The sequence below is a fragment of the Bacillus sp. ISL-46 genome, from assembly GCF_018613205.1.
Genome location: NZ_JAGGQR010000011.1, coordinates 117,628 through 140,604 on the forward strand (window position 1 = coordinate 117,628; position 22,977 = coordinate 140,604).

General features: G+C 38.5%; 19 protein-coding genes. 1 reads left to right on the plus strand and 18 read right to left on the minus strand.

Annotated features, from left to right (window positions below):
- Positions 1-32 precede the first annotated feature (32 nt).
- The 3 genes from J7E67_RS05620 to bglB are packed head-to-tail and all read right to left on the minus strand — an operon-like array spanning position 33 to position 2,801.
- Positions 33-1,046, minus strand: a complete 1,014-nt coding sequence (locus J7E67_RS05620) for a sugar kinase (RefSeq protein WP_214731198.1) — start codon at positions 1,044-1,046, stop codon at positions 33-35.
- Positions 1,043-1,696 (minus strand): bifunctional 4-hydroxy-2-oxoglutarate aldolase/2-dehydro-3-deoxy-phosphogluconate aldolase, encoded by a 654-nt coding sequence (locus tag J7E67_RS05625; protein ID WP_214731199.1) that lies wholly within the window; start codon positions 1,694-1,696, stop codon positions 1,043-1,045. Before J7E67_RS05625 ends, J7E67_RS05620 begins: the two co-directional genes overlap by 4 nt.
- A gap of 19 nt (positions 1,697-1,715) precedes the next feature.
- On the minus strand, positions 1,716-2,801 hold the full coding sequence (gene bglB, locus J7E67_RS05630) for a beta-galactosidase BglB (RefSeq protein WP_214714390.1): 1,086 nt from the start codon (positions 2,799-2,801) through the stop codon (positions 1,716-1,718).
- 460 nt (positions 2,802-3,261) lie between these two features.
- Here bglB and J7E67_RS05635 point away from each other — a divergent pair, with 460 nt between their 5' ends.
- On the plus strand, positions 3,262-5,814 hold the full coding sequence (locus tag J7E67_RS05635; protein ID WP_214731201.1) for a rhamnogalacturonan lyase: 2,553 nt from the start codon (positions 3,262-3,264) through the stop codon (positions 5,812-5,814).
- 135 nt (positions 5,815-5,949) lie between these two features.
- Here J7E67_RS05635 and J7E67_RS05640 read toward each other — a convergent pair whose 3' ends face one another.
- From J7E67_RS05640 to J7E67_RS05710, 15 genes are all read right to left on the minus strand, one after another.
- On the minus strand, positions 5,950-6,300 hold the full coding sequence (locus J7E67_RS05640) for a PNPOx family protein (protein ID WP_251026586.1): 351 nt from the start codon (positions 6,298-6,300) through the stop codon (positions 5,950-5,952).
- A gap of 22 nt (positions 6,301-6,322) precedes the next feature.
- Entirely contained in the window at positions 6,323-6,715 is a 393-nt protein-coding gene (locus J7E67_RS05645; RefSeq protein WP_214714398.1) for a sulfatase-like hydrolase/transferase, read from the minus strand.
- 101 nt (positions 6,716-6,816) lie between these two features.
- Positions 6,817-6,972: a hypothetical protein gene (locus tag J7E67_RS05650; protein ID WP_214731203.1), complete on the minus strand. Its 156-nt coding sequence runs from the start codon at positions 6,970-6,972 to the stop codon at positions 6,817-6,819.
- Positions 6,933-7,571 carry a sulfatase-like hydrolase/transferase gene (locus tag J7E67_RS05655; RefSeq protein ID WP_214731205.1) on the minus strand — a complete coding sequence of 213 codons (639 nt, stop codon included), beginning with the start codon at positions 7,569-7,571 and terminating at the stop codon, positions 6,933-6,935. The genes J7E67_RS05650 and J7E67_RS05655 overlap by 40 nt, the downstream gene beginning before the upstream one ends.
- Positions 7,572-7,962: 391 nt before the next feature.
- Entirely contained in the window at positions 7,963-10,032 is a 2,070-nt protein-coding gene (locus J7E67_RS05660; protein ID WP_214731206.1) for a bifunctional aldolase/short-chain dehydrogenase, read from the minus strand.
- Between the two features lie 295 nt (positions 10,033-10,327).
- Positions 10,328-11,443: a multiple monosaccharide ABC transporter permease gene (gene mmsB, locus J7E67_RS05665; RefSeq protein ID WP_251026594.1), complete on the minus strand. Its 1,116-nt coding sequence runs from the start codon at positions 11,441-11,443 to the stop codon at positions 10,328-10,330.
- Positions 11,444-11,564: 121 nt separating this feature from the next.
- On the minus strand, positions 11,565-13,094 hold the full coding sequence (gene mmsA / locus J7E67_RS05670; protein ID WP_214714406.1) for a multiple monosaccharide ABC transporter ATP-binding protein: 1,530 nt from the start codon (positions 13,092-13,094) through the stop codon (positions 11,565-11,567).
- Between the two features lie 79 nt (positions 13,095-13,173).
- Positions 13,174-14,247, minus strand: coding sequence for a multiple monosaccharide ABC transporter substrate-binding protein (gene chvE, locus J7E67_RS05675; protein WP_214714408.1), 1,074 nt, complete (start codon positions 14,245-14,247; stop codon positions 13,174-13,176).
- Positions 14,248-14,534: 287 nt separating this feature from the next.
- Positions 14,535-15,761, minus strand: coding sequence for a response regulator transcription factor (locus J7E67_RS05680; protein WP_214714631.1), 1,227 nt, complete (start codon positions 15,759-15,761; stop codon positions 14,535-14,537).
- A gap of 34 nt (positions 15,762-15,795) precedes the next feature.
- A complete protein-coding gene (locus J7E67_RS05685; protein WP_251026596.1) occupies positions 15,796-17,529 on the minus strand; it encodes a cache domain-containing sensor histidine kinase in 1,734 nt (577 codons plus the stop codon).
- Positions 17,530-17,625: 96 nt separating this feature from the next.
- Complete coding sequence (locus tag J7E67_RS05690; RefSeq protein WP_214714413.1) at positions 17,626-18,633, minus strand: substrate-binding domain-containing protein; 1,008 nt, start codon at positions 18,631-18,633, stop codon at positions 17,626-17,628.
- 600 nt (positions 18,634-19,233) lie between these two features.
- Positions 19,234-20,043, minus strand: a complete 810-nt coding sequence (locus tag J7E67_RS05695) for an ABC transporter ATP-binding protein (RefSeq protein WP_214714415.1) — start codon at positions 20,041-20,043, stop codon at positions 19,234-19,236.
- Between the two features lie 142 nt (positions 20,044-20,185).
- On the minus strand, positions 20,186-21,166 hold the full coding sequence (locus J7E67_RS05700) for an electron transfer flavoprotein subunit alpha/FixB family protein (RefSeq protein ID WP_214714417.1): 981 nt from the start codon (positions 21,164-21,166) through the stop codon (positions 20,186-20,188).
- 13 nt (positions 21,167-21,179) lie between these two features.
- Positions 21,180-21,974, minus strand: coding sequence for an electron transfer flavoprotein subunit beta/FixA family protein (locus J7E67_RS05705; protein ID WP_214714419.1), 795 nt, complete (start codon positions 21,972-21,974; stop codon positions 21,180-21,182).
- A gap of 30 nt (positions 21,975-22,004) precedes the next feature.
- The gene (locus J7E67_RS05710) at positions 22,005-22,859 is read right to left on the minus strand and encodes an aspartate/glutamate racemase family protein (RefSeq protein ID WP_214714421.1); all 855 of its coding nucleotides are present in this window, start codon (positions 22,857-22,859) and stop codon (positions 22,005-22,007) included.
- Between the last annotated feature and the right edge of the window lie 118 nt (positions 22,860-22,977).

Here is a 22,977-nt window from a genome sequence, read left to right on the forward strand (position 1 = left end):
GCATTCTCCTTTTCCATTGTTTTCTATCATGTTTAACGATTTATTATTCCTGAACCATTTTCTACTACTCGAAAAATCTCATCTGCTGTAAATGCATTACAATCTCCATAAACGGTATGCTTTAATGCTGATGCTGCTGTAGCAAAAGCAATTGTCCGCTGTGGTGCGAGGTTTTCTAGTATTCCATATAAAACCCCGGCGGCAAATGCATCCCCTCCGCCCACACGATCTACTATAGAATCAATATGATGTATTTTCGATTGGTATAGCTCGTTGTTTGTATAGAAGTTCCCTTGCAGCTTATTTGCCGATGCCGACAGGACATCTCGGTAGGTTGAACTTATAAATTGGAAGTTTGGATACATTTCTTGTATTTTTTTATAAAAATAGATTAGTCTGTCTTCACGTTGAAGAGTTTCGTCTGCAGGCTCAATCCCTAGTAGATGAATAGCGTCTAGTTCTCCACAAAAGCATATGTCTATATATGGAAGCAGTGGCTTTATAGCGTCTGATGCTTCCTGTTGACTCCATAAGGATGAGCGATAATTAAAGTCAAAGCTCGTTTTTACACCTGCGATCTTAGCACTTTTTAAAGCTGCCAGCACAATCTCTCTTAGATTTGCTGAAAGAGCAAGAGTGATTCCTGTTATGTGGAAAAGTTCAGCCTCATGAAATATTTCATCAAAGTTTAGCTCATCGATTGAAAGCTTTGAAAAACTCGAATATTTCCGGTCATATGTTACTTGTGCACTTCTTTCACCGACACCAGATTCGAGGTAATAGGTTCCTAGTCGTTCCCCGCCTTTTACTAACAAATCTGTTTGAACAGAATGGGATTTTAAGTGTCTTTCAACTGCTTTCCCCAGCGGGTTATTGGGAACTTTACTTACGAAATATACATCGTATCCAAATTGAGACAGTGATACTCCTACATTTGCTTCCGCACCACCATAGGTCATGGTAAGCTGATTTGATTGATAGAGTCTCTCGCCCGTCAAAGTGGATAAACGCAGCATGATTTCACCGAATGTGACGATTTTTTTCATCTTGATGCCTCTCTTGCCTCGTTTACTCGATTCACATATTGCCTTGCCATTTCAGTAATTTTATCAAAATCACCTGTTTTTGCCGGGGCAACTAAATTACCACCAACACCAACAGCGACACACCCATTTTTAATCCAGTCTGCTGTATTTTCTAAGCTTACACCGCCAGTAGGCATAATGTTTACTTGTGGAAGAGGTGCTTTAACTGCTTTAATAAAGTCTGGCCCAAACTCACTGCCTGGGAAAAGCTTAATAATGTCCACACCAAGCTCAAGTGCATGTTTCATTTCTGTTATTGTCATACATCCTGGCATGTAAGGGACTTGATATAAATTACAAAGCTTTGCCGTTTCTTCATCAAAGCATGGACTTACAATAAATTGTGCTCCTGCTAAAATTGCAATACGTGCAGTTGCTACATCAAGAACTGTTCCCGCTCCAATTACAATTTCTCCATCTTTCCCATAAATAGCTGTGAGTTCTTTAATCACTTCATCAGCACCTTGTACGGTAAAGGTTACTTCAATACCAGCAATGCCGCCTTTTACACATGCTTCAGAGATTTGGATTGCTTTTTCTTTTGAATCAGCTCTGACAACAGCCACAACTCCACAATCTGAAATTCTTGTTAATACATTTAGTTTTTTCATCTATTTAGCCCTCATTCTCTTATATTCTGTGATATAAGTACTCTACTAATGAAAGAATTGCCATTGATTGTCCATATGGCATAGCAGTAACAGGAATTTCTTTATAAAACTCTTGTGTTTCACCCATCGCGGTACCAGCAGATACGTTTTGTAATTCTCCGTTTACATTAATATTTTCAATCACCGCTCTAATTGCCATTAATCCCATATCCATATATTTCTTATCAACATAGCGTTTACGGACAGATCTTAATGTTCCAAAAGCAAATCCGGCTGTACAAGAAGCTTCCAAATAGGAGGCAGGGTCTTGCAAGAGAGTGTGCCATAAACCGTTTTCATTTTGGCATAACTGTAATGCTTCTAGTTGTCTATCTAATGTATCGATTAACACCTGACGAACCGGATCCTTTTCAGGTAGTTCTACTAAATCCAAGAACTCAGGAATCGCAATGGTTACCCATGAATTCCCACGCCCCCATAATGCTTTAGCAAAGTTATGGTTTCCTTCAAACGTCCAGCCATGGAACCATAATCCCGTTTTCTTATCAAATAAATATTTAATATGTATTAAGAACTGTTTCTTGGCTTCTTCAACATATTCTGGTTTATTTAACAATAAACCAATTTTTGTTAAAGGCAGAACGCTCATCATCAAGGTGTCATCCCATAATTGCTGATAATTCTCATTACCAAACACAATATGCTGAAAACCGCCATCCTTTGTTCGTGGCATATCATGATACAACCAGTCACCCCATGTTTCTAAATATGGAAGGTAGGTAGGATTGCCTGTTTCTTCATACAAATATGCAAGCGTTAACATTTGTACCATCGTGTTAACATTTTTTTCTACTGGAGGTTCTTTAAATTGATCTTCAAACCATTTAACGATGATTGATAAAACTTCTTCATTTTTCGTTAATTTATAATATTTCATCATTCCATACAGACCGACTCCTGCTGTCCATTCCCAATAGTTAAAGCTTTTGTTATCAATTTTTCTTCCATCTGCAAGTGGAATTGCATACTTACCATCCGGATCATTTAAATTAACTAGATTTTCAATAAGCAATTCAATTTTCTTCTCAATTTCGAATTTATGCAATTTAACTACCTCCTCTTAATTGAATCGTAATCAAAGGGATATAAGGTAAACATCTGAATTTATGATAGTGCTTTCACTCTTTATTATATTTAAACTTTTTTTAAATAAAATTTAAAATTCAGTTTTCTTTTATCAAAAAACAGTGTTTCCTAATGCAAGTTAATAGAGAAAAAACTCCTTCGGTTCTTTTAGACCGTGATAATAGACTTAAATAGCCATTTTTGATAAAAGAGTACACTGTATTTTTATCATTAATATCTGAATTTTAAATTTAGTATTCAGAATAATTGAAATATAATAAAAAGTGCTTTTAACATCCTTGATTCTAGCTGAATGGGTAGCCACATGAGTCATGAGCGCTCGTTAAGAGAGGTGATCATATAATTTTTTGTAAGCGCAACCATAGCTATTGTTTGTTCCCGACTATTGGAAAATTAATTTTTAAGGAGGGTAATTAAAGTTGAAAAAACATTCAATTACAAAAAAGGTTCTAGCCACTGCTGTTGCCTTACCCCTGTTGTTATCAAATTTTTCAGGTGTTTCAGCAGAAACGATCAAGCAAACTACAAAACAAGGCCAAGGAATCCAATTAGAATATCTTGATCGTGGTTTAGTTGCTATTCCCACATCTCAGGGTGTATTTATGAGTTGGAGATTGTTAGGGAATGAAGTGAAGGGGTACTCCGAAACGGGATTGACCGGTGTAAATTTCAATGTGTATCGGGATGGTAAAAAGATCGCGACGGTCAATGACAGTACCAACTTTGTTGATAAAGAAGGGAACGCTGCTTCTAAGTATTATGTAAGTTCTATCCTAGATGGAAAAGAATTAGATCAAAGTTCTTCCGTTACGGCATGGGGAAAAGCCTATTATGATTTGCCCCTAAATAAACCGGCCGATGGTGTCACCCCAGCAGGTGAAAGTTATACTTATTCGGCTAATGATATGAGCGTTGGGGATGTTGACGGTGACGGACAATATGAATTCTTTGTCAAATGGTATCCTTCCAATGCAAAGGATGTGTCACAGGTTGGCTATACCGGCAATACTTATATTGATTGCTACAGGTTTGATGGAACACTTCTTTATCGAATTGACTTAGGTGTTAATATTCGGTCAGGTGCACATTATACACAATTCTTAGTATATGATTTTGATGGCGACGGAAAGTCTGAAATTATGTTTAAAACGGCTCCTGGTACAAAGGTTATCAAATTTGATAAAGAAGGAAAGGTAACTTCCGAGAAGTTTATTAAAATGTCTAAAAAAGACATTGCTGCTGGGTATAGCAATAATGATGATTACCGCTTGAGCAGCAAAGATTATTATAATCATGTCGTTAATATGTTTATGGACTGGGATAAGCATGAAGAAGTAGTAAAGGGTAACTGGCCAAAAACACTTGAAGAATGTTTTGGAATTGAAAAGAAATATAACTATCCGCTATCTAAAGAGGATGCTGAAAGTTTAGCGGATTATTTCATGGATGTATATGCACCAAGCAGAAGCGCCCGGAACAATTTAAGAGCATTTGAAGGCTTTATTGTGGATGGACCTGAGTATTTATCAGTCTTCAATGGAGAAACTGGTGATGAAATGGATACGATTGACTATAAACTGGGACGCCATGATGATGGTCTGATGTGGGGCGACTATGCGATGGCCAGAATTGAACCAGGTAACCGTGTAGACCGTTTCCTTTCAAGTGTAGCTTACCTGGATGGCGAGAAGCCATATGCAGTATTTGGCCGAGGGTATTATACAAGAACCAATTTGGTTACATATAGCTGGGATGGTAAAAAGATAAAGGAAAACTGGGCAGTCGACAGCGGATGGACTCCGATGAGTAATCCATTTAACGATGGCCCGCACGGTAAAGATGGCACAGATCCAGTATACGGTTCAATCACAACCCAAGGGGCTCACTCATTAAGTGCAGCAGACGTTGATGGTGATGGAAAACAAGAGATTGTCTATGGCGGGGCAACCATTGATCATGACGGTTCCTTGTTGTACAGCTCAATGGATACCATGCCAGCAGAAAGTGCAGCACCGGGTACCACTGCTAGAGTTGGGCATGGGGACGCTCTTCATGTAACAGATATTGATCCAAATCGACCTGGTATGGAAATCTTTATGGTTCATGAGGGTGCAGCGTCGGCTCCATTTGGATATGCACTTCGTGACGCGAAAACAGGAAAAACAATTTATGGCGGCTATACAGGAAAGGATACAGGACGAGGTATGGTTGGTGATGTTGATCCTTCACACCCTGGTTTAGAAACCTGGGCAGTCGGATTATGGACTGCAGATGGTAAGCAAATTAATACTAAAGCGCCTGGTACGAACATGAACATTAAGTGGTCCGCAGATATGACGACACAAATCGTCAATGGTGCAGAAAATAATACACCTACTATTGACGATTGGCAGAAAGGCAAGGTTCTTACTGCTTCAGATACACGAACAAATAATGGAACAAAGGGTAACCCAAGTTTAGTTGCTGATATTTTTGGCGACTGGCGCGAAGAGCTGTTGGTAAGGACCACTGATAGTTCTGCGATGCGAATTTATTTGAGCACAGAGGTTACAAACCATAAATTATATACGTTAATGCACGATCCTCAGTACCGGGCAGAAGTAGCAAGACAGAGTACCGCTTATAATCAGCCTTCTTATACAAGCTTTTACTTCGGAAGTGATACTGATTGGGCAAAGGTTCCGGTCCCTGAATTCATTATGCCTAGTGTTCTATCTGCATTAGAAAACGAGATGGCAGAACTTAGAAAAAATAAAGAGTTAACTGATCCGCTATTCAGTCAGTTAGACAACTCGCTTAAACAAGTAAAACACCACTTGGAAAAAGAATCTGTCCAAAAAGCATTAGAATTTATGGAGAAATTCATGGCAGAGATTAATAAGAAGAACAATGAAACCTACCTATCTTCTGAAGGTAAACTCAACTTGACCCATAACGCTCAATTATTCATGAATATGCTTAAAAAAGAGTAACGATTAGATTCCTAGATTTACAAAAGACTCGCAGCCTTTTGGCTGAGAGTCTGCCCCCCGCTCTCCGTATATAAAAAATACAGACGCCTGAATTGAATTCAGACGTCTGCTAAATTAAAGTGTTTACCTTTATTTTTAGACATTATAGTTGTTTAGAAGTTCGTAAACTTCTGTATCTAATTTCTTGGCAAGTTCGGGATTATACGTCTTTTCATATTTCGGTTCAACCGTCACCTTGCCGCCGTAAAACATAACATTCTCCACTTCTTCAATATCAATAGTTACCACACACAGCTTCATGGTCCTTTCGATTACTTCAGAAACGCGAGCGTTGCCACGCACTGAATAGCAGCTTCCCCCTCCAATCAATCTGACGACCACATTGGGATTTCTCTGGATATTTTTAATACTTGATGCTTTATGACCAAGGGCGACCTTTATTTGTGTGCCGTCCGGGTTCGCATATACCCATGAAACAACGCTCAATTGCGGAAGCTTTGTTTCCTCATCAACCCTGGGCCCAGCCTTTAGGATATAATGCCTGCATATCTGGCCCGCCAATCAGCTCATATTTTTTCATAAGGTCATCTACAGAAGCTACTCTGCCTGCTGTAAGTGCACTGAAAAAGCTGTCAGTACCATTCGGTCCGCCTTCTGGTGCTGCGCCATTATCACCTAAAAGAACAATCATGGTATTTTCGTATTGTCCCGTTTCCTTCAAATAACTGACCAGCTTGCCGACTTCTTCATCGGCCTGTGTAATGTATCCAGCATATGCCTGCATAAATCGTGTATAAAGCTTCTTTTGATCTCCTGTAAAACTATCCCATTTCCCCACTGTTGGATCCGAAGGTGCAAGCGTGGGGAAATGGGATAATGCCAAATTTCTTTTGACGCTCAAAGCGCTCCTGGCGGATGGCATCCCAGCCTTTATCATAGACCCCTTCGTACATATCAATATATTTTTCAGGCACCTGTATTGGAGAATAACCCGCGCTGAAGTCATAATTCAAAAAGAATCGAAACCTGATCCGTAATATATTGCTTAGCATGTGCTAGCACATCATCAGCTAAGCTATATCCTTCAGTCTTTGGTGCTTCAATCAGTTCATTTCCGTTTACCAGCTGTGGTTTGAACTGGCCTGTTTCGCCATCCATATAGCCATAATATCTATCGAACCATTTGACAGCGGCCAGTAATCGAATGGTCCTGCAGGTCTTACTGTATGGATAGGAGCAATGTGCCACTTTCCGACACCAAATGTGCTAAAGCTATTTTCTTTTAATATCTTGGTTACTGTTCCCGCAGCAGGAGTGACACCTCCCTGGAGGTTAGGCCGGTCGGGGCCCAATGATACATTTGCTACAAGTCCCATTCCGACAGAATTATTTTCTCTGCCGGTCAGGAGCGAGGCTCGTGTTGGTGAACATAGTGCAGTGGCGTTAAAGTTATTGTAGCGGAGTCCGTCTGCAGCCAGCTTGTCTATATTAGGTGTTTTTATTTCCGACCCGTAGGTGCCGAGGTCGGAGAAACCGATATCATCCAGAACAATATAGACAATATTTGGTTTTTTGTCGCCATTTGCGTATTGGGTTGGGTTTTTTAGAACTTTTTTCGTATTTTCTTTTGGTTTTTCGCTTGTTTTTGCGAATGAAATATTTGAACTGCATGCTGTCATAGTGGCCGTGAGGGTGAGCATTGAGCCAAGGGCGAGAGCCTTCATTATAGGCTTGGTACTAGTATAGTTGTTTACCAATTTTTCATTTCCCCCTTAATATTATGGAATATTTCTATCTATGAAACTTCTTCTCGTTCACCATTTGGTACTTAAGTTCATACCTCCCCATCTTTTTAATCAAGTAAGCGCTTCACTTATTTAAAAGTATAGGTCAGTATAATTGATTAGAGAAATATAAAATATCGTTTACAGTAATACGAATCTTGTATATATTCCAATAATTCAGTCTGCTAGTTCTACCATTTTACCTTAAGTTCCTTCGATAAAATCCATTTTAGTGTAAAAAAACACCCCGCAAACGCGGAGTCTTATAAGTCTGCAATTAGAGAAAATGGTAGAAACAATATCAATAAAGACCGTTCCATGATGATGGAACGGTCTTTTTACTAATTTTTTTGGTTTGCTTAACTTATCTAGTAAACGCCGCAGGTACCCCGCCATCTACTGTTAACATACAGCCAGTCGTTCTATCTGATTTTGATGAGGCAAAGAATGCAATTGATTCAGCGATATCTGAAGGATAGATATTAACTAAAAGAGTTGTACGTTTGCGATAGTGCTCTTCTAATTGATCAGGATCAATTCCATATGCTGCAGCACGCTCTTCACGCCATCTTGAACCCCAAATCGCTGAACCTTGAAGTACTGCATCTGGAAGAACAGAGTTTACACGAATTCCATATTCGCCGCCTTCAGCCGCAATACATCTTGCTAAGTGTGTTTCAAGTGCTTTCACAGAGCTGTAGGCAGCTGCATTCTTGCCAGCGTACACTGAGTTTTTCGATCCGATAAATACCATGTTACCGCCAATAGCTTGATCTTTCATTTGCTTGAATGCTTCGCGGGCAACTAAAAAGTAACCTGTACCTAATACATTCATATTTAGATTCCACTCTTTGAGAGTTGTTTCTTCGAATGGACTTGATGTTGCAAGACCTGCGTTGTTGACAATAATGTCTACACCGCCATATGTTAGTGCTATTTGGTCAAACGCTGCTACAACTTGCTCTTCACTAGTAACATCCATCTTAACGGCAAGAGCACGATTCGCCCCGAACTTTTCATTAATTTCAGCAGCAACCTTTTCTGCACCTTCCAAATTTAGGTCAGCAAGCACAACATGTGCACCTTCAGAAACAAGACGACGAGCTGTTGCACTACCAATTCCACCCGCACCACCGGTAACAAAAGCTATTTTTCTAGAAAATTCTGCCTCTGCAGGCGCAAGTGTTAATTTATATAGCTCTAATGGCCAATATTCAACGTTGTAGGATTCATTCTCGCTTAAAGATACGAAGTTTCCTAATGTAGTAGAGCCTTTCATAACAGCAATCGCACGATGATATAATGCCCCGCTTACTCTAGAGTTGCTAACATCCTTTCCAGAGTTCACCATACCAACCCCAGGAATAAGGATGACACGTGGAGCAGGTTCAAATATTTTATCGCCTTCATTTTTGTTGCGCTCAAAGTATTCTTTGTACTGTGCTTTGAAATTGGCAATCCCTTCTTTTACACTAGCAATTAAGGCTTCTACGTCTTTCGTTTGTGGATCCCAATTGATATAAAGTGGGACCATTTTTGTGTGGACAAGATGGTCTGGACATGCCGCACCTACTTGAGAAAGCTCTGGTGCTTGGTGACTGTTTACAAATTGAATAACATCTTCACCACGGTCAAACGTTAACAGCATTTTCTTTTCATCACTTACTGCTCCGCGGATTACTGGCATTACTTTTGCTAGGATGCTAGTTGCTTCTTCGTCGGTAAGAGATTCATATTTTTGACCGCCAAAAACTGCTGCCTCATCAATTCTTTCATTAATATATAGTTCTGCTTCATTAATAATTTCAATTGTTTTGGCATAGGACTCTTCTGAAGTTTCTCCCCACGTAACAAGTCCATGTTTTTCCATTAAGACAAGCTCCGCATTTGGGTTATTTCTTACTCCTTCTGCGATCATTTTTGAAAGTGTAAAGCCTGGCCGTACATATGGAACCCAAACAAAACGATTTCCAAAAATCTCTTCAGCAAGCTGCTTCCCATTATCAGCACAGCAAAGGCTAATAATCGCATCTGGATGTGTGTGGTCTACATGGTTATATGGTAAGAACGCATGTAATAATGTTTCGATCGATGCTCTTGGATGTTTACTATCAATCATGCAATGTGAAAGATAGGACACCATATCCTCATCAGTCATTTCATCAAGTTCAAATAGTGGACGGATATCTTCTAGGTTTAGGCCTGTAAAGTTATGAGCCTTCATTGTTGCCAAATCGGAACCGCTTCCCTTTACCCACATCACTTCTATATCACGACCGCGAAAATCCTTTTCAGTTGTCTTCATCGATGTATTGCCGCCACCCCAGTTACATACGGCACGATCTGATCCAATCAAGTTGGACCGATACACTAATTCTTCTACTCCTTTTAAAACTTGTGATGCCTTTTCAGTATCCCAAAGATTCTTTACCATCTGAATTCCCCCGTTTGTTTGTTAATATGTTTATTATATTCTGTTTTTATTATAAAACATTTTTGTTTATTTTTGAATATACAAAATAAATTTTTTTATTTTTTATTTATTTCCGTTTATATCTTTTTTTATCTGCTTTCTAGGATTCTTGCACAATGAATAACCAAACATCTTGTCCTAGGATTAAAGCGGACTCTAATTTATCTGCACGATTTCGACATAGACAAAACATACCCTCTACAGAAAGACCGCTACCATTTAAAGATAGCGGTCTACTCTTATTTAATAAGGTAAATTATGATGATTTGTTTTTATTATAAATATCAAAAGCTACTGCAGCTAATAATACAAGCCCTTTAATACCTTGCTGCCAATCTATTCCTAAACCTAGGATAGACATTCCGTTATTCATGACACCCATAACAAGTCCACCAATAATAGCCCCTGGAACCGTACCTACTCCACCATATGCTGATGCCCCGCCAATAAAACACGCAGCAATCGCATCAAGTTCAAAAAGATTTCCAGCTCTAGGTGTTGCAGCATTTAATCGAGCTGCAAATAGAAGCCCAGATAGAGCAGATAACACTCCCATATTTACAAAGACCCAGAATGTGACCCGCTTTGTTTTGACCCCTGATAAACTGGCTGCTTTTTCATTTCCACCTATCGCATAAATGTGACGTCCTGCAATGGTTTTTGTTGTAATAAATTGATAAGCCAAGATTAATAAAGCCAAGATAACTAAAATATTAGGAATTCCTTCGTAAGTAGCAAGAACATACACAAATACATTAATTAAGGCAACTATTGCAATAATCTTCAAAATGAAAATTCCTATAGGTGAAACATCTAAATTGTATTTTATTTCAGCTTTTCTAATTTTCAATTCATTGAAGATTAGAATGACAGATAGCAGAGCTCCAATGGCAAGAGTTAAAATATGAAGGTTCGCTCCACCAAACACATCTGGAATGAAACCTGAGCTAATTTTTTGAAATGTTTCAGGAAATGGGGCGATTGATTTGCCCTCCAACACAACCATGGTCAATCCTCTAAACAAAAGCATTCCTGCTAGAGTAACAATAAACGCAGGAATTTTGACATATGCCACCCAAAATCCTTGCCAAGCGCCAATAAGTGCACCAATTAATAATGAGATTATTATTGCGGCTGAGATCGGAACTTCATAATTAACCATTAATATAGCAGATATAGCTCCAACAAAGGCTGCTATTGAACCTACCGATAGATCAATATGTCCGGTAATAATAACTAAAATCATTCCTATTGCCAATACTAAAATATAGCTATTTTGCAAGATTAGGTTTGTAATATTTAATGGTCTTAATAAAATACCATCTGTTAGAACTTGAAAAAGAATCATAATTGAAACTAGTGCCAAAATCATACTGTATTGTCTCAAATTATTTTTGAAAAATTGTAAAATGTGATTTACTTTTGGTTCACGAACTGCAACTTTCTCGTTTTCAGCCGTTTTATGCGTTAACAATTGCATGTTTTGCTACCCCCTAAACCATACTTTTGGTCATATATTTCATAATACGTTCTTGAGTTGCTTCTTCTTTTAAAACTTCTCCTGTTATTCTGCCCTCATTCATTACATACACTCGATCACAAATCCCAAGAATTTCTGGCAGCTCTGAAGAAATGACTAAAATCCCTTTTCCATCTGTAGCCAACTGATTAATGATTGTGTAAATTTCATACTTTGCGCCTACATCAATACCTCGAGTAGGTTCATCTAAAATCAGGATATCAGGTTCTGAAAAGATCCATTTACTCAATACAACTTTTTGTTGATTTCCACCACTCAGATTTCCAGTTTTCTGATGAATACTAGGAGTTTTAATTTTTAATTTTTCACGGAATTTTTCCGATTCAATAATTTCTTGGTTCTTATTAATAACAAATTTGTTGGTTATCTTATTAAGGCTGGCTAATGTAATGTTTTGTTTAATATCATCCATTAAGATTAACCCGTTAACCTTTCGATCTTCAGAAACATAAGCGATTCCATGTTCGATTGCCTGACTAACATTATTCAAATGGATTTCTTTACTATCTTTATATATTTGTCCCGTTATTTTCTTTCCATACGATTTCCCAAAGATACTCATTGCCAACTCTGTTCTTCCTGCGCCCATCAAGCCGGCAATACCAACAATCTCACCTTTACGAATATGAATATTCACATTATCAATTAATTTTTGATTTGCATGCATTTCGTGAAAGACATTCCAGTTTTTCACTTCAAAAATAGTATTTCCAATTTTCGCATCCCTTTTTGGATAGCGATTCGTTAATTCTCTTCCTACCATTCCTTTGATAATTCTGTCTTCTGAAATTTTGTCTACTTTCATATCTAGAGTTTCTACGGTTTGGCCGTCTCGCAAAATTGTGATGGAATCCGCCACTTTGGAAATTTCATTTAATTTATGCGATATAATAATGGCTGACATGCCCTGTTTTTTAAACTCTAATAAAAGATTTAATAGGTTTTCACTATCGTGTTCATTTAAAGCAGCAGTAGGTTCATCCAATATTAATAATTTTACATTTTTAGATAGTGCCTTCGCTATTTCCGTTAATTGTTGTTTCCCTACACCCAAGTCTGCGATTTTTGTATTTGGTGATTCGTTTAAACCTACCTTTGTCAGCAGTTCTCTCGTCCTTAACACTGTTTCATTCCAATTGATAATTCCATTTTTCGCTTGTTCGTTACCAAGGAAAATATTTTCAGCAATCGATAGATATGGAATCAATGCCAGCTCTTGATGAATAATAACAATCCCTAATTCTTCACTTTGTTTGATGTCCTTAAATTTACAAACCTTTCCATCAAACAGAATATCCCCAGTATATGAACCATGTGGATAGACACCACTCAATACTTTCATTAAAGTGGATTTCCCAGCCCCATTTTCTCCACATAAAGCGTGAATTTCGCCCTCTTTTATCTTTAAATTTACATTTTGTAGTGCTTTGACGCCTGGAAACTCTTTTGTAATATTCCTCATTTCTAAAATTATCTTTGACATGTTTCACCACAACCTCGCAATTTTATAAAATGATTTAGTGACGGTTCTTCAACTGTCACTAAATCATTTTAATCACTAATTATTTACTTAGTTCTTCCTTTTTGTAATATCCAGAATCAACTAAGACAGATTCATAGTTTGCTTTATCAACTGAAACCGGTTCAAGCAGATATGAAGGAACGACTTTTTTACCATTGTCGTACGTTTTTGTATCATTTACTTCAGCTTTTTTGCCCTTTAAAACGGCATCAGCCATAGAAACAGCTTTTTTAGCCAATTCTCTTGTGTCTTTAAACACTGTTTGTGTCTGTTCACCTTTTATTATTGATTTAATAGAAGCTAGCTCAGCATCTTGTCCAGTAATAATAGGAAGTGGTTTAGTAGCTGATCCATAACCAACACCTTTTAAAGATGATATGATCCCGATACTGATTCCATCATAAGGTGATAAAACGGCATCTACCTTGTCAGTGGTATAGTGGGCACTTAATAGATTATCCATCCTAGCTTGTGCAACTGCACCGTCCCATCTTAATGTGGCACCTTGTTCAAATGACTTTTGACCGCTTTTTACGACTAATATCCCCGATTCAATATAAGGCTTTAATACTGACATTGCCCCATCAAAAAAGAAATAGGCATTATTATCATCTGGCGATCCTGCAAACAACTCGATATTGAATGGGCCCTTTCCTGCCTTTAAACCTAATTTTTCTTCAATATAAGAGCCTTGTTGAACACCTACTTTAAAGTTGTCAAATGTTGCATAATAGCTGACATATTTACTATTTTTAATTAAACGATCATATGCAATGACTTTAATCCCTTGCTTGTTTGCTTTGTCTAAAACATCTGTTAAGGCTTCACCGTCAATTGACGCAATTACTAAAACGTTTACACCCTTCGTAATCATATTCTCAATTTGAGATACCTGATTCTCTACTACGTCTTCTGCATATTGCAAGTCCACTTTATAGCCTAACTTTTCAAATTCTTTTTTCATATTTTGACCGTCACTTACCCATCTTTCCGATGACTTTGTAGGCATCGCAAGTCCTACAAATCCACTATCTCCACTTGTACTTTTACTTCCACATGCTGCCAACGAAAATAATAATGTAATTAACATAATTACTGACAACAACTTTTTCATCTGAATCGCCCCTTTTGTTTATTTCAAATTTTATGTTTTATTCCTTGCTATGAATATATCACCCTGTCATTTTTTCGTCTTTTCAATAAAACAACTATTTTTATAAAAATACAACTTAACTTTAAGCGCTTTCAAAAAATACTTCATAATAAAAACAAAAATTACCCACTAGGTTTGAAAGCACTTTTTGTTCGAAATTCCCCGTAAACAAAATAGAACAGTCCAAATGATTTTATTTGGACTGTCCCTTAGTACATTCATATTTGGCTAATTAAACTATATTACTCCTATTCTTTACTAGAAATCGAACTTGAAAAACCTGCACCTTTTCGATACTGGTTGGGAGATACACCCATTACTTTTTTAAAAGCAGTACTAAAATAATGCTGTGTGTCATATCCAACTTTTCCGGCAATTTCAAGAATAGAAAGTTCTGTGGAGTTTAGCAGCATAATAGCCTTGCTGATTCGCATATTTGTAATCATACTAACAAAAGAAGTACCTAATTCCTTTTTCATTATCCTGCTTAGATAAACAGGGGATACTTGCAGATACTGTGCCAATGATTCCAATGTCAAATCTGTTTCTGAAAAATGTTCACTAAGATAGGATCTCGCACGCCGGACGATCGGTGAGATCTTTAAATTTTCATACATCATTGTTTCGCAGTGTTTATAAATTTCAGAAATCGCAAATGTTTCTCCAGTTACTTGCTCAAAGTGCATATTCGGTGTCGTGTTCAAATAATTTTTTAATTTCTTTGACAACAATAATACGACATCTTCTTGTACATTTCCCCAAATACAAACTGATATAAACCCTGAAGGGTCACGAAAAACAACTTTTTGGAAGGGTTCAAGTGCTTCAGCAACGATATCTTCTGTAAAATTAAATAATTGTTTATTATTTTCATTCAATAAAGGTTTATTGATATAAATTTCATGACATTGAATGAGACCAAACTGTTTCGGGCATTCTAGAGGCAAATGTAAGAATTTTAGTTGTTTAATAATTTCAGATTCTGTCATATTCCCTTTTAGCCATTCCTGACAAAAATTTTGCTGTAAGAGAGGGATATTTTTTATGATTTGGTCTTTCGCTAATGCTAAGTACTCACTTTGCTGTTCTCTTTCTTCCAATTGTTTTCTTATACTCTGTAGGACGTTTTGTAATTGATCAGGATTTGCGGGTTTGAGAATATAATCATTAACATTTAAGCGTAATGCTTCTTGGGCATATGTAAATTCGTCATGACCTGAAATAATTATTATTTTACAGTTTGGCAAACTCTCTCGTACATGTTTAATTAAAGTCAAACCATCCATAATTGGCATATTCAAATCTACCAGCAATATGTCTACTGAATATTCGATGGCAAGTTCGAATGCTTCTTCTCCATCTTCCGCTTCTGCTACAACCTTCATATGAAGCTCTTGCCAATCTACAGATTCACGAATTCCTTCACGTATTATCGGCTCATCATCTGCAATCAATACATTCCAATGATTTTGCACACAATTTGCTCCCCTTTCTAACTCTTTCATCGCTTCATTTTTCTCTGATGGCAGGAAGGACCACCTTTACTGTTGTACCCTTACCTAATTCACTATCAATTGATATACCATAGGCATCTCCAAAAGTCAGTTTAATTCTGGCTTGGACATTAAGCATCCCATACCCGAAATTCTCACTTCCTTTATATTGCTGAGATTGAGAAAATAACGTTCCCAATTTACTTCTTAGAGCTTCAAGCTTTTCAGGAGGAATTCCCTTCCCATCATCCATTACATGGAAAACTATATTTCCTTCATGTTCTTCTGCTTTAACGATAATATGACCAGGCCCTCTCCTTTCTTTGATTCCATGATATATGGCGTTTTCTACGATTGGCTGTAATACAAGCTTTAATACATTGATCTTTTCAACATTTGAAGCAATATTTAAGGTGTAATTTAATTTATCTTGATATCTAGCTTTTTGGATCTTTAAATAACTGTTAATATGTTCCATTTCTTCTTTTAGAGGAATTATATTGTTACCTTTACTTAACCCAATGCGGAAAAGTCTTGATAATGACTCTACCACCTCAGCAACATCTACAGCACCTTTTTTCCGGGCCAGCCAATGAATTGTGTCTAACGTATTGTATAGGAAATGAGGTTTAATATGAGCCTGAAGACTTCGTAGTTCAGCATCACGTTTTTGACGCTCTTGCAGCTCATTTAGTGTTATAAGTTTATTTAATTGAACAAGCATCGTATTAAAGCTGCGGCCAAGTAACCCGATTTCATCCATTCGTTCTCCTTTGTAACGGACAGACAAATCTCCAGATTCCGCTTTACGCATAAACGACATGAGTTGCCTGATTGGTCTTGATATAGAATAGGATAAATAATAGGAGGCCCCAAGGCCAAACAAACAAACGAAGAAGACAAAACTAATCACATAAAAATGAATTTCCCTTACCTCTAATACTGATTCTTTTGTAGAAAATACACCTACAGTTGTCCAACCAGTAAAAGGAGACTTTCTATATATGAATTGAAGCTTATTGCCTTTAACTTTTTTTGAGAAATTCCCGGATTCATTCGAATGGAGCCACTCAATAGGAATCTCGTTAAGAAAGGGCTCGGATGGTGAGTAGATATTTTCGCCTTTATCGTCAATCACCATTAAATAACCTGTTTTACCTAAGCGAACATCTTTTGTCGCTTCCGATATCACTCTGAGCTTCATATCAATTAATATTACACCCTTCACTTGCTGGGTTTCAGGGTCTAAAATTGCTCGTACAACTGATACAACCTCGTCATCCTTGTAATGTATATGGCTAGTTATGTTTCTGCTGAATGGGTGCCCTAAGATTTTGAAAATCCCTTCACTTTTCACAGCAGCTTGATACCACGCCTCTTCAGTGAGGCTTTTCATCGAGCGGGTATACATGTCGTTACTGATGTACTGACCATTGCTGTTTACCACAAGAATGCCTGCTACTTCTGGATACAACGTTGTAAGCCCTTGCAGAAATGTTCGTATCTCATAATCATCCTTTACCCCTTGGCTTTGCTCGCTTTTTTTCTCGTACAAAAATTGTTTAATTTCCGGGTTAAAAGCTATCAAATAACTCATGTTTTGCATGTTACCGGCATAGAAATCCAGTGTTTTATTGACTTGACCAATTAACTGCAGTGTATTTTGGTTCACTTGTCTCTCTATAATGCGGTCTACAGTCCATCCTGTCAGAAACCCAAGACCAATAGATGGAAGAATACTGATTAACATTAAAAGAACAATTAACTTAAATCGGATAGGAAGGTTGTTAATTTTAAAAAAAAAATTTTTGTCCAATATCTTCGAATCTCTCATTTTCTTGGCGGCTCACTTTGCATAGTAATTTTCTAAATTTTCTTTAGTAACAATAGAAATCCCTGTATCAACATATGATGTCATTGGAGGTTTATCGGAAAATTCACGTTTTATTATTGGAGAATTTTTATGTTGGAGATCAAATAAAAACAGTAAAGACCAAAAACCCATCCTCCAGGTACCTTGAGCCAAGGTTGCAGATATGGTACCATCTTTAATCAGATCCAGAGTTTGTTTATCTGTATCAAAACTTACAATTTTCACTTTTTGATTCTTCTTGAGGAGACTGACGGCTTTACCGACCCCAACCCCTCCATTGGCTTCAGTAGCAAAAATACCCTTCAAATCTGGATACTTCTTTAAGAGGTTCAATGCGACCTTGCTTGAAACAAGCTGATCCCCCTTTCCATCTTTTACTGCTATCACCTCTACCCCAGTAGTTTCTTTCTTAATTGTGTCTAAAAATCCTTTTGTTCTTTCTTGATGATTTAATTGATTGGGAGATGTAATGACAGCCACTTTTCCTTTTCTCCCAATTAGTTCAATTAACTTATGAGCTGCAGTTATACCAGCTTTATAATTATCAGTCCCCAAAAAAGAAGACACCTTGTCCAATGCAGCGCCTGAATCGAATAAAACTACAGGAATACCCATATCCCGTGCTTTTTCAAAAGTTTTAGCTAATGCGTCAGGGTCGATAGCGGATATCGCAATTCCCGCAGGCTTTTTGGCAATCACCTGTTCCATCACAGTAATTTGTTCATGTATATCATGCTGCGTAGCCCCCCGGTATTCAACTGATACATTCAATTTCTGAGCTGCATCCTCAAACCCTTTTAAAGAGTTCTTCCAATAATCAATTCCTGACTGGAATGTAACCATTACGAACTTCTCACTAAATTCTCCCTGACCTTCTCCTTGCGTTAGTTGGGATAAATGCGACTCATTAATATGATAGTTATATAAGTATAGAAAGTAGACGATAAATAAGAAGGCATAGATTTGTAATAGCTTTTTCAATTATGAATCCCCTTTCAAAAAACTATCAACTTATGTATTCTGTTTACTAAAATCACTAGTGTCATTTTTATAAAAGCCCTTACATTTCAATGATTGGAAGATTCATTGAGCATAAGTTTCAATTATTGCATCATTACTATATTCTTAGCTAATAGCTGATTTATTTTTACTAACTCTGGATCAGAAAGTTCTTTATCTTTGCCATATCATACATTTTCCTGCGATAACTCTCAATACTTTTTTCTTAAAAAAATGCTTTTCTCAAAAATCTTTAACCCTTTTATCCTTGCATACATTTTGGTCTTATTAAAAAGAAGCTTTGTTAATTCCCCACTCAGGAAATAACAAAGCTTCTCAGGTACTAGTAGGAGTCAGGCTTATTTTTACTCTTGTACAATCTGGTAAAGTTCATTTCGATCAATGATGCTGCCTGTAAATTCATGCGTCAACTTTCCATCCTCGTTAAAAATAAACGTTTTGTTATCATGTAAAACTTCCGAATTCTTTTTTTCAAAATGTTAAATTGGCACTCACTTCGTCACCCTCAATCCGAATAATGCGGGGTTGGCGCATGAATTATTCATGCGCCTTTTTCAATCATCAATAGGCCTTGAGTTTATCTTTCTCATCAACCTGTAGTCTAGAAAGCATCGGCCTGTTGTTCTTCCACTCCACATGAACTGGAAGATTGAAAAACGCCGTTAGTTTTTGACTAGATATCAATTCACATGTCTTTCCATCTGCAAAAACTTGTCCCTCTTTTAGTAATAAGGTTTTAGTGAAAACTGGTAAAATTTCTTCGATATGATGTGTTACATAAATCAATGTCGGAGCACCGGGATTTTCTGCAATTTTTTCAATCGATTCTAACAGTTGTTCGCGCGCGATAAAATCCAATCCATTCGTAGGTTCATCGAGAATGAGCAAAGAAGGTTCAGCCATCAACGCACGAGCAATTAAGACACGTTGCTTTTCCCCTTGTGATAATTTTTCGTAATTTCGGTTCGCATACCTTATACAACCAAGTGTCTCCAATAGTTCAACAGCCTTTTTTCTCATTTCATCTGTCGGTGTTTCGTAAAGACCGATGGAAGCAAAGGCACCACTTAAGACAACCTCAAACGCATTATCCCCTGGATGAAATTTTTCCTGAAGGGATGAAGAGACAAATCCGATCTGTTTACGCAGTTTCTCACTTAGATAGGTTTTCCCAAATTCCATCCCCAGTACAGTTACTTTTCCTTTTGTCGGGAAATAATAGGCATTTATTAAATTTAATATGGCTGTCTTACCCGAGCCATTTAATCCAAATAAAACCCAGTTTTCTCCTCTATTAATCTTCCAATTTATATCTTGTATAATCCAATTTCCTTCTCGTAATAACGAGACATTTTCAAGCTTTAAAACCATCATTAATACTCCTTTCTATCATTCGTAGGTTGAATATAAAATTTTGGTAACCCTATTGTACCAAATTTTCAGAAAACAAAAAATAAGTCCCACCAAAATGAGGACTTAAAAAAGGGCTATGAATCTTTTAGATGTTTATTCCTTAAACAAGGACCTTTTTCAGTTTTTCCGTAAGTGCTGGTATCACTGTTTTGTAGTCGGCGATTACACCGAAATTGGCCCGTTTAAAAATGGGTGCTTCTGAATCTGTGTTGATGGCAACAACGGTCTTCGCACTGGTAATGCCTGCTAGATGCTGGCTGGCACCGGATATTCCGACCGCAATATAAAGGTCTGGAGCAACAACAGCCCCCGTTTGTCCTACCTGCAGGTTAGAAGGAACCCATCCAGCGTCACATGCTGCCCTTGAAGCACCGACTGTCCCGCCCAGTAGTTCTGCAAGGGACTGCAAATCTTGAAAGCCTTCAGATCCGCCAAGACCTCGACCGCCGGAGACAATAATTGTAGCATCCTCAAGACGGATATCTGACAAGGCCGACTGAATCTTCACCACCAGTTTTGTTAAAACGACTTCCTCTGGAACGGAGTAATCAACAGAAATGATTTCACCTATGCGTGTTGAATCAGGTACAGCCAGTTCCTGACTCTTTTGGCGAATGCCTACAACCACCTTAGGACGTGTAGTTGAATACTCCCCATATGCTTTATCACCATAAATTGGGCGCACCCATGTCAGCTTTCCGCCTTCAGTTCTAAAATCAGTCACCTCTGTTATGGCAGATGCGCCAATTCGTGTAGCCAGTCGACCTACAAGATCCTTACCCATTCTATCGAAGGAGAGGAGCAGCGTATCGGCATCAGATTGTTGGAAAACAGTGAAGAGGCTATCTACGTAAAGTTCAACCTGATATTCAGAAAGTAAAGGATTATTAATGGTATATACTTTGCTTGCTCCAAAGGCAATTGCTTCCTTTGCACCAGCCTCAGTTGCGGGTCCAACCAAGACAGCCTCCACACTTCCGGCGGTGGCACTTGCCAATCGACTGCCGAATGCCAGTGCTTCCTTGGCACCAGGGCTTAGTGATTCTTCTTGCTGATTTGTAAAGATAAGGATTTTGGACATAGTTTGAGACCTCCTATAATATCTTGAGTGCCAAGAGCTTGTCAGTCAATTCAGCTGCGAGCTCTGAGCCATCGCTGCCAGAAAGGATTTCGCAATTGACATCTCTGTTTAGGACGTAGGCCCGCTCCAATTTAGCGCCCGACTGACACCGAACATGATCTAAATCAATATCATCTGATTCAAATCGGGTAATTGGCTTGCTCCTCGCAAGTCGGATATCTTTAACCTTAGGGAGGCGAGGGACATTTGCCTCATAACTGATAATTGTAAAAACAGCTGGAAACGGAACACTCGCCACAGTATAACCGCCTTCTGCTTCGCAAGTAGACTTCACTCTGTCTTCATCCAGTTCAAGTTCGGAGACAAGCGTCACACAAGGAATCCCAAGTTCTTCTGCCATGACTGGTCCAACAAGGCCTTCCTCAATGTCACTTGCTTGATATCCGGTCAGTACAAGCTCCGCACCACCAAGGGTTTTGATTGTTTGCGCAAGGATATGTCCAACGGCCTGACCGTCGAGATTTTCCCACTCCGAATCCCAAATTCGTACGGCAGCGTTTGCCGTGAAGGCAAAGGCTCGACGCAGCACTTCCTCCGAGGATTCGTCACCCAGGCAGATGGCAGTCACCGTAGCACCCGGTGTTTTATCTCGAAGTTGAATAGCCAATTCAAGTGCGTTCTCGGCAAAAGAGTCCAAAACCATGTCGGAATCTCCATTCACCGGACGATTGGTCTCTGGGTCAATTTGAAAATAACGCGGAGTAATTTCCGGATCAAGAACATGCTTTAGGCATACGACGATATGCATCTCTAGTTCACCTCTTGTCTTTTTATTTGGTTAACCTTTTACTTCTACTCCTGCCCTTACTGCTAATCCTCGCTGGTTAGTAGGATTTGGGTATGGATCTAATGCGTACATTTCTCGTAATCGTGCAACCGCTTCTGCTGGTGGTTTTGAGTTGTAGTAACCGCGCCGGGTCATATATACTCCTGACACTCTTTTTAGGTCCGCTAGTGATTCGCACATCTTGATTCCGGCACCAAATGAGTCAACGACAGGTACGTCACCAATCCTTGAAATCCCGAAGGTTGCAAGGAAAACGTTCATCGGCCCCTCTCCTGGGACAATCACATCGGCTCCTTGAGAGATGGCAGTCTCGGCTGCTCTTCGAAATGCTGCAATAACTGGCTCAGGATTATTGAAGCCTGCGAGCACATCATCAAAGCCTGACTCCAGCGGAACAATAGGTCCGAGCTTTTCGCCGAGGCCGTACCGGGCGGCGTTTTGTCTAAGTTCGTCTGCCAATGGGGTTAAAAAATTGACTACTCCGATACGGTCTCCAAGCATGGATGCCATATGGAAGGAGGCTTGCCCATAACCAACCACAGGGATATCAACGAGCGTGCGTGCCTCCAAAAGACCTACGTCAGGAATGGTCCCAATAAACATCGCATCGTATCCTGCGGCTTCAGCCATTAATGCAGCACGAACGAACTGCTCCCGGTGCAAGTTCTGCAGGTAGAAATGAGTAATAAAATGCCCGGGGTAATGTGTGGGATATGTCTCTTCAGACATGCCATGTAGAACGACCTCCACGTCTGGTCGTGCAATCTTCCGCACATGGTTCATGATTGCATCTCGGTATTGAGGAACCCGGTCAATCGTGGTTAGGCTCTGATGCCAGATTTTCATAAAATTTACCTCCTTTTTGTGCTTTTTTCGAAAATATATATAAAAAGTTCGTTTTTGTTATTAGATTTGTTTCAAAAAAGTGTATCGATGTTTATTTTTGCGGAAATTCATCGTTTGT

Coding starts and splice junctions, on each gene's coding strand:
- J7E67_RS05695 (WP_214714415.1), bottom strand. CDS start 20,043: ATGGTTTTAAAGCTTGAAAATGTCTCGTTATTACGAGAAGGAAATTGG.
- J7E67_RS05710 (WP_214714421.1), bottom strand. CDS start 22,859: ATGAAAATCTGGCATCAGAGCCTAACCACGATTGACCGGGTTCCTCAA.
- J7E67_RS05625 (WP_214731199.1), bottom strand. CDS start 1,696: ATGAAAAAACTAAATGTATTAACAAGAATTTCAGATTGTGGAGTTGTG.
- J7E67_RS05660 (WP_214731206.1), bottom strand. CDS start 10,032: ATGGTAAAGAATCTTTGGGATACTGAAAAGGCATCACAAGTTTTAAAA.
- J7E67_RS05700 (WP_214714417.1), bottom strand. CDS start 21,166: ATGTCCAAAATCCTTATCTTTACAAATCAGCAAGAAGAATCACTAAGC.
- mmsB (WP_251026594.1), bottom strand. CDS start 11,443: ATGATTTTGGCACTAGTTTCAATTATGATTCTTTTTCAAGTTCTAACA.
- J7E67_RS05650 (WP_214731203.1), bottom strand. CDS start 6,972: ATGGATGGCGAAACAGGCCAGTTCAAACCACAGCTGGTAAACGGAAAT.
- J7E67_RS05705 (WP_214714419.1), bottom strand. CDS start 21,974: ATGCATATCGTCGTATGCCTAAAGCATGTTCTTGATCCGGAAATTACT.
- chvE (WP_214714408.1), bottom strand. CDS start 14,247: ATGAAAAAGTTGTTGTCAGTAATTATGTTAATTACATTATTATTTTCG.
- mmsA (WP_214714406.1), bottom strand. CDS start 13,094: ATGTCAAAGATAATTTTAGAAATGAGGAATATTACAAAAGAGTTTCCA.
- J7E67_RS05620 (WP_214731198.1), bottom strand. CDS start 1,046: ATGAAAAAAATCGTCACATTCGGTGAAATCATGCTGCGTTTATCCACT.
- J7E67_RS05685 (WP_251026596.1), bottom strand. CDS start 17,529: ATGTTAATCAGTATTCTTCCATCTATTGGTCTTGGGTTTCTGACAGGA.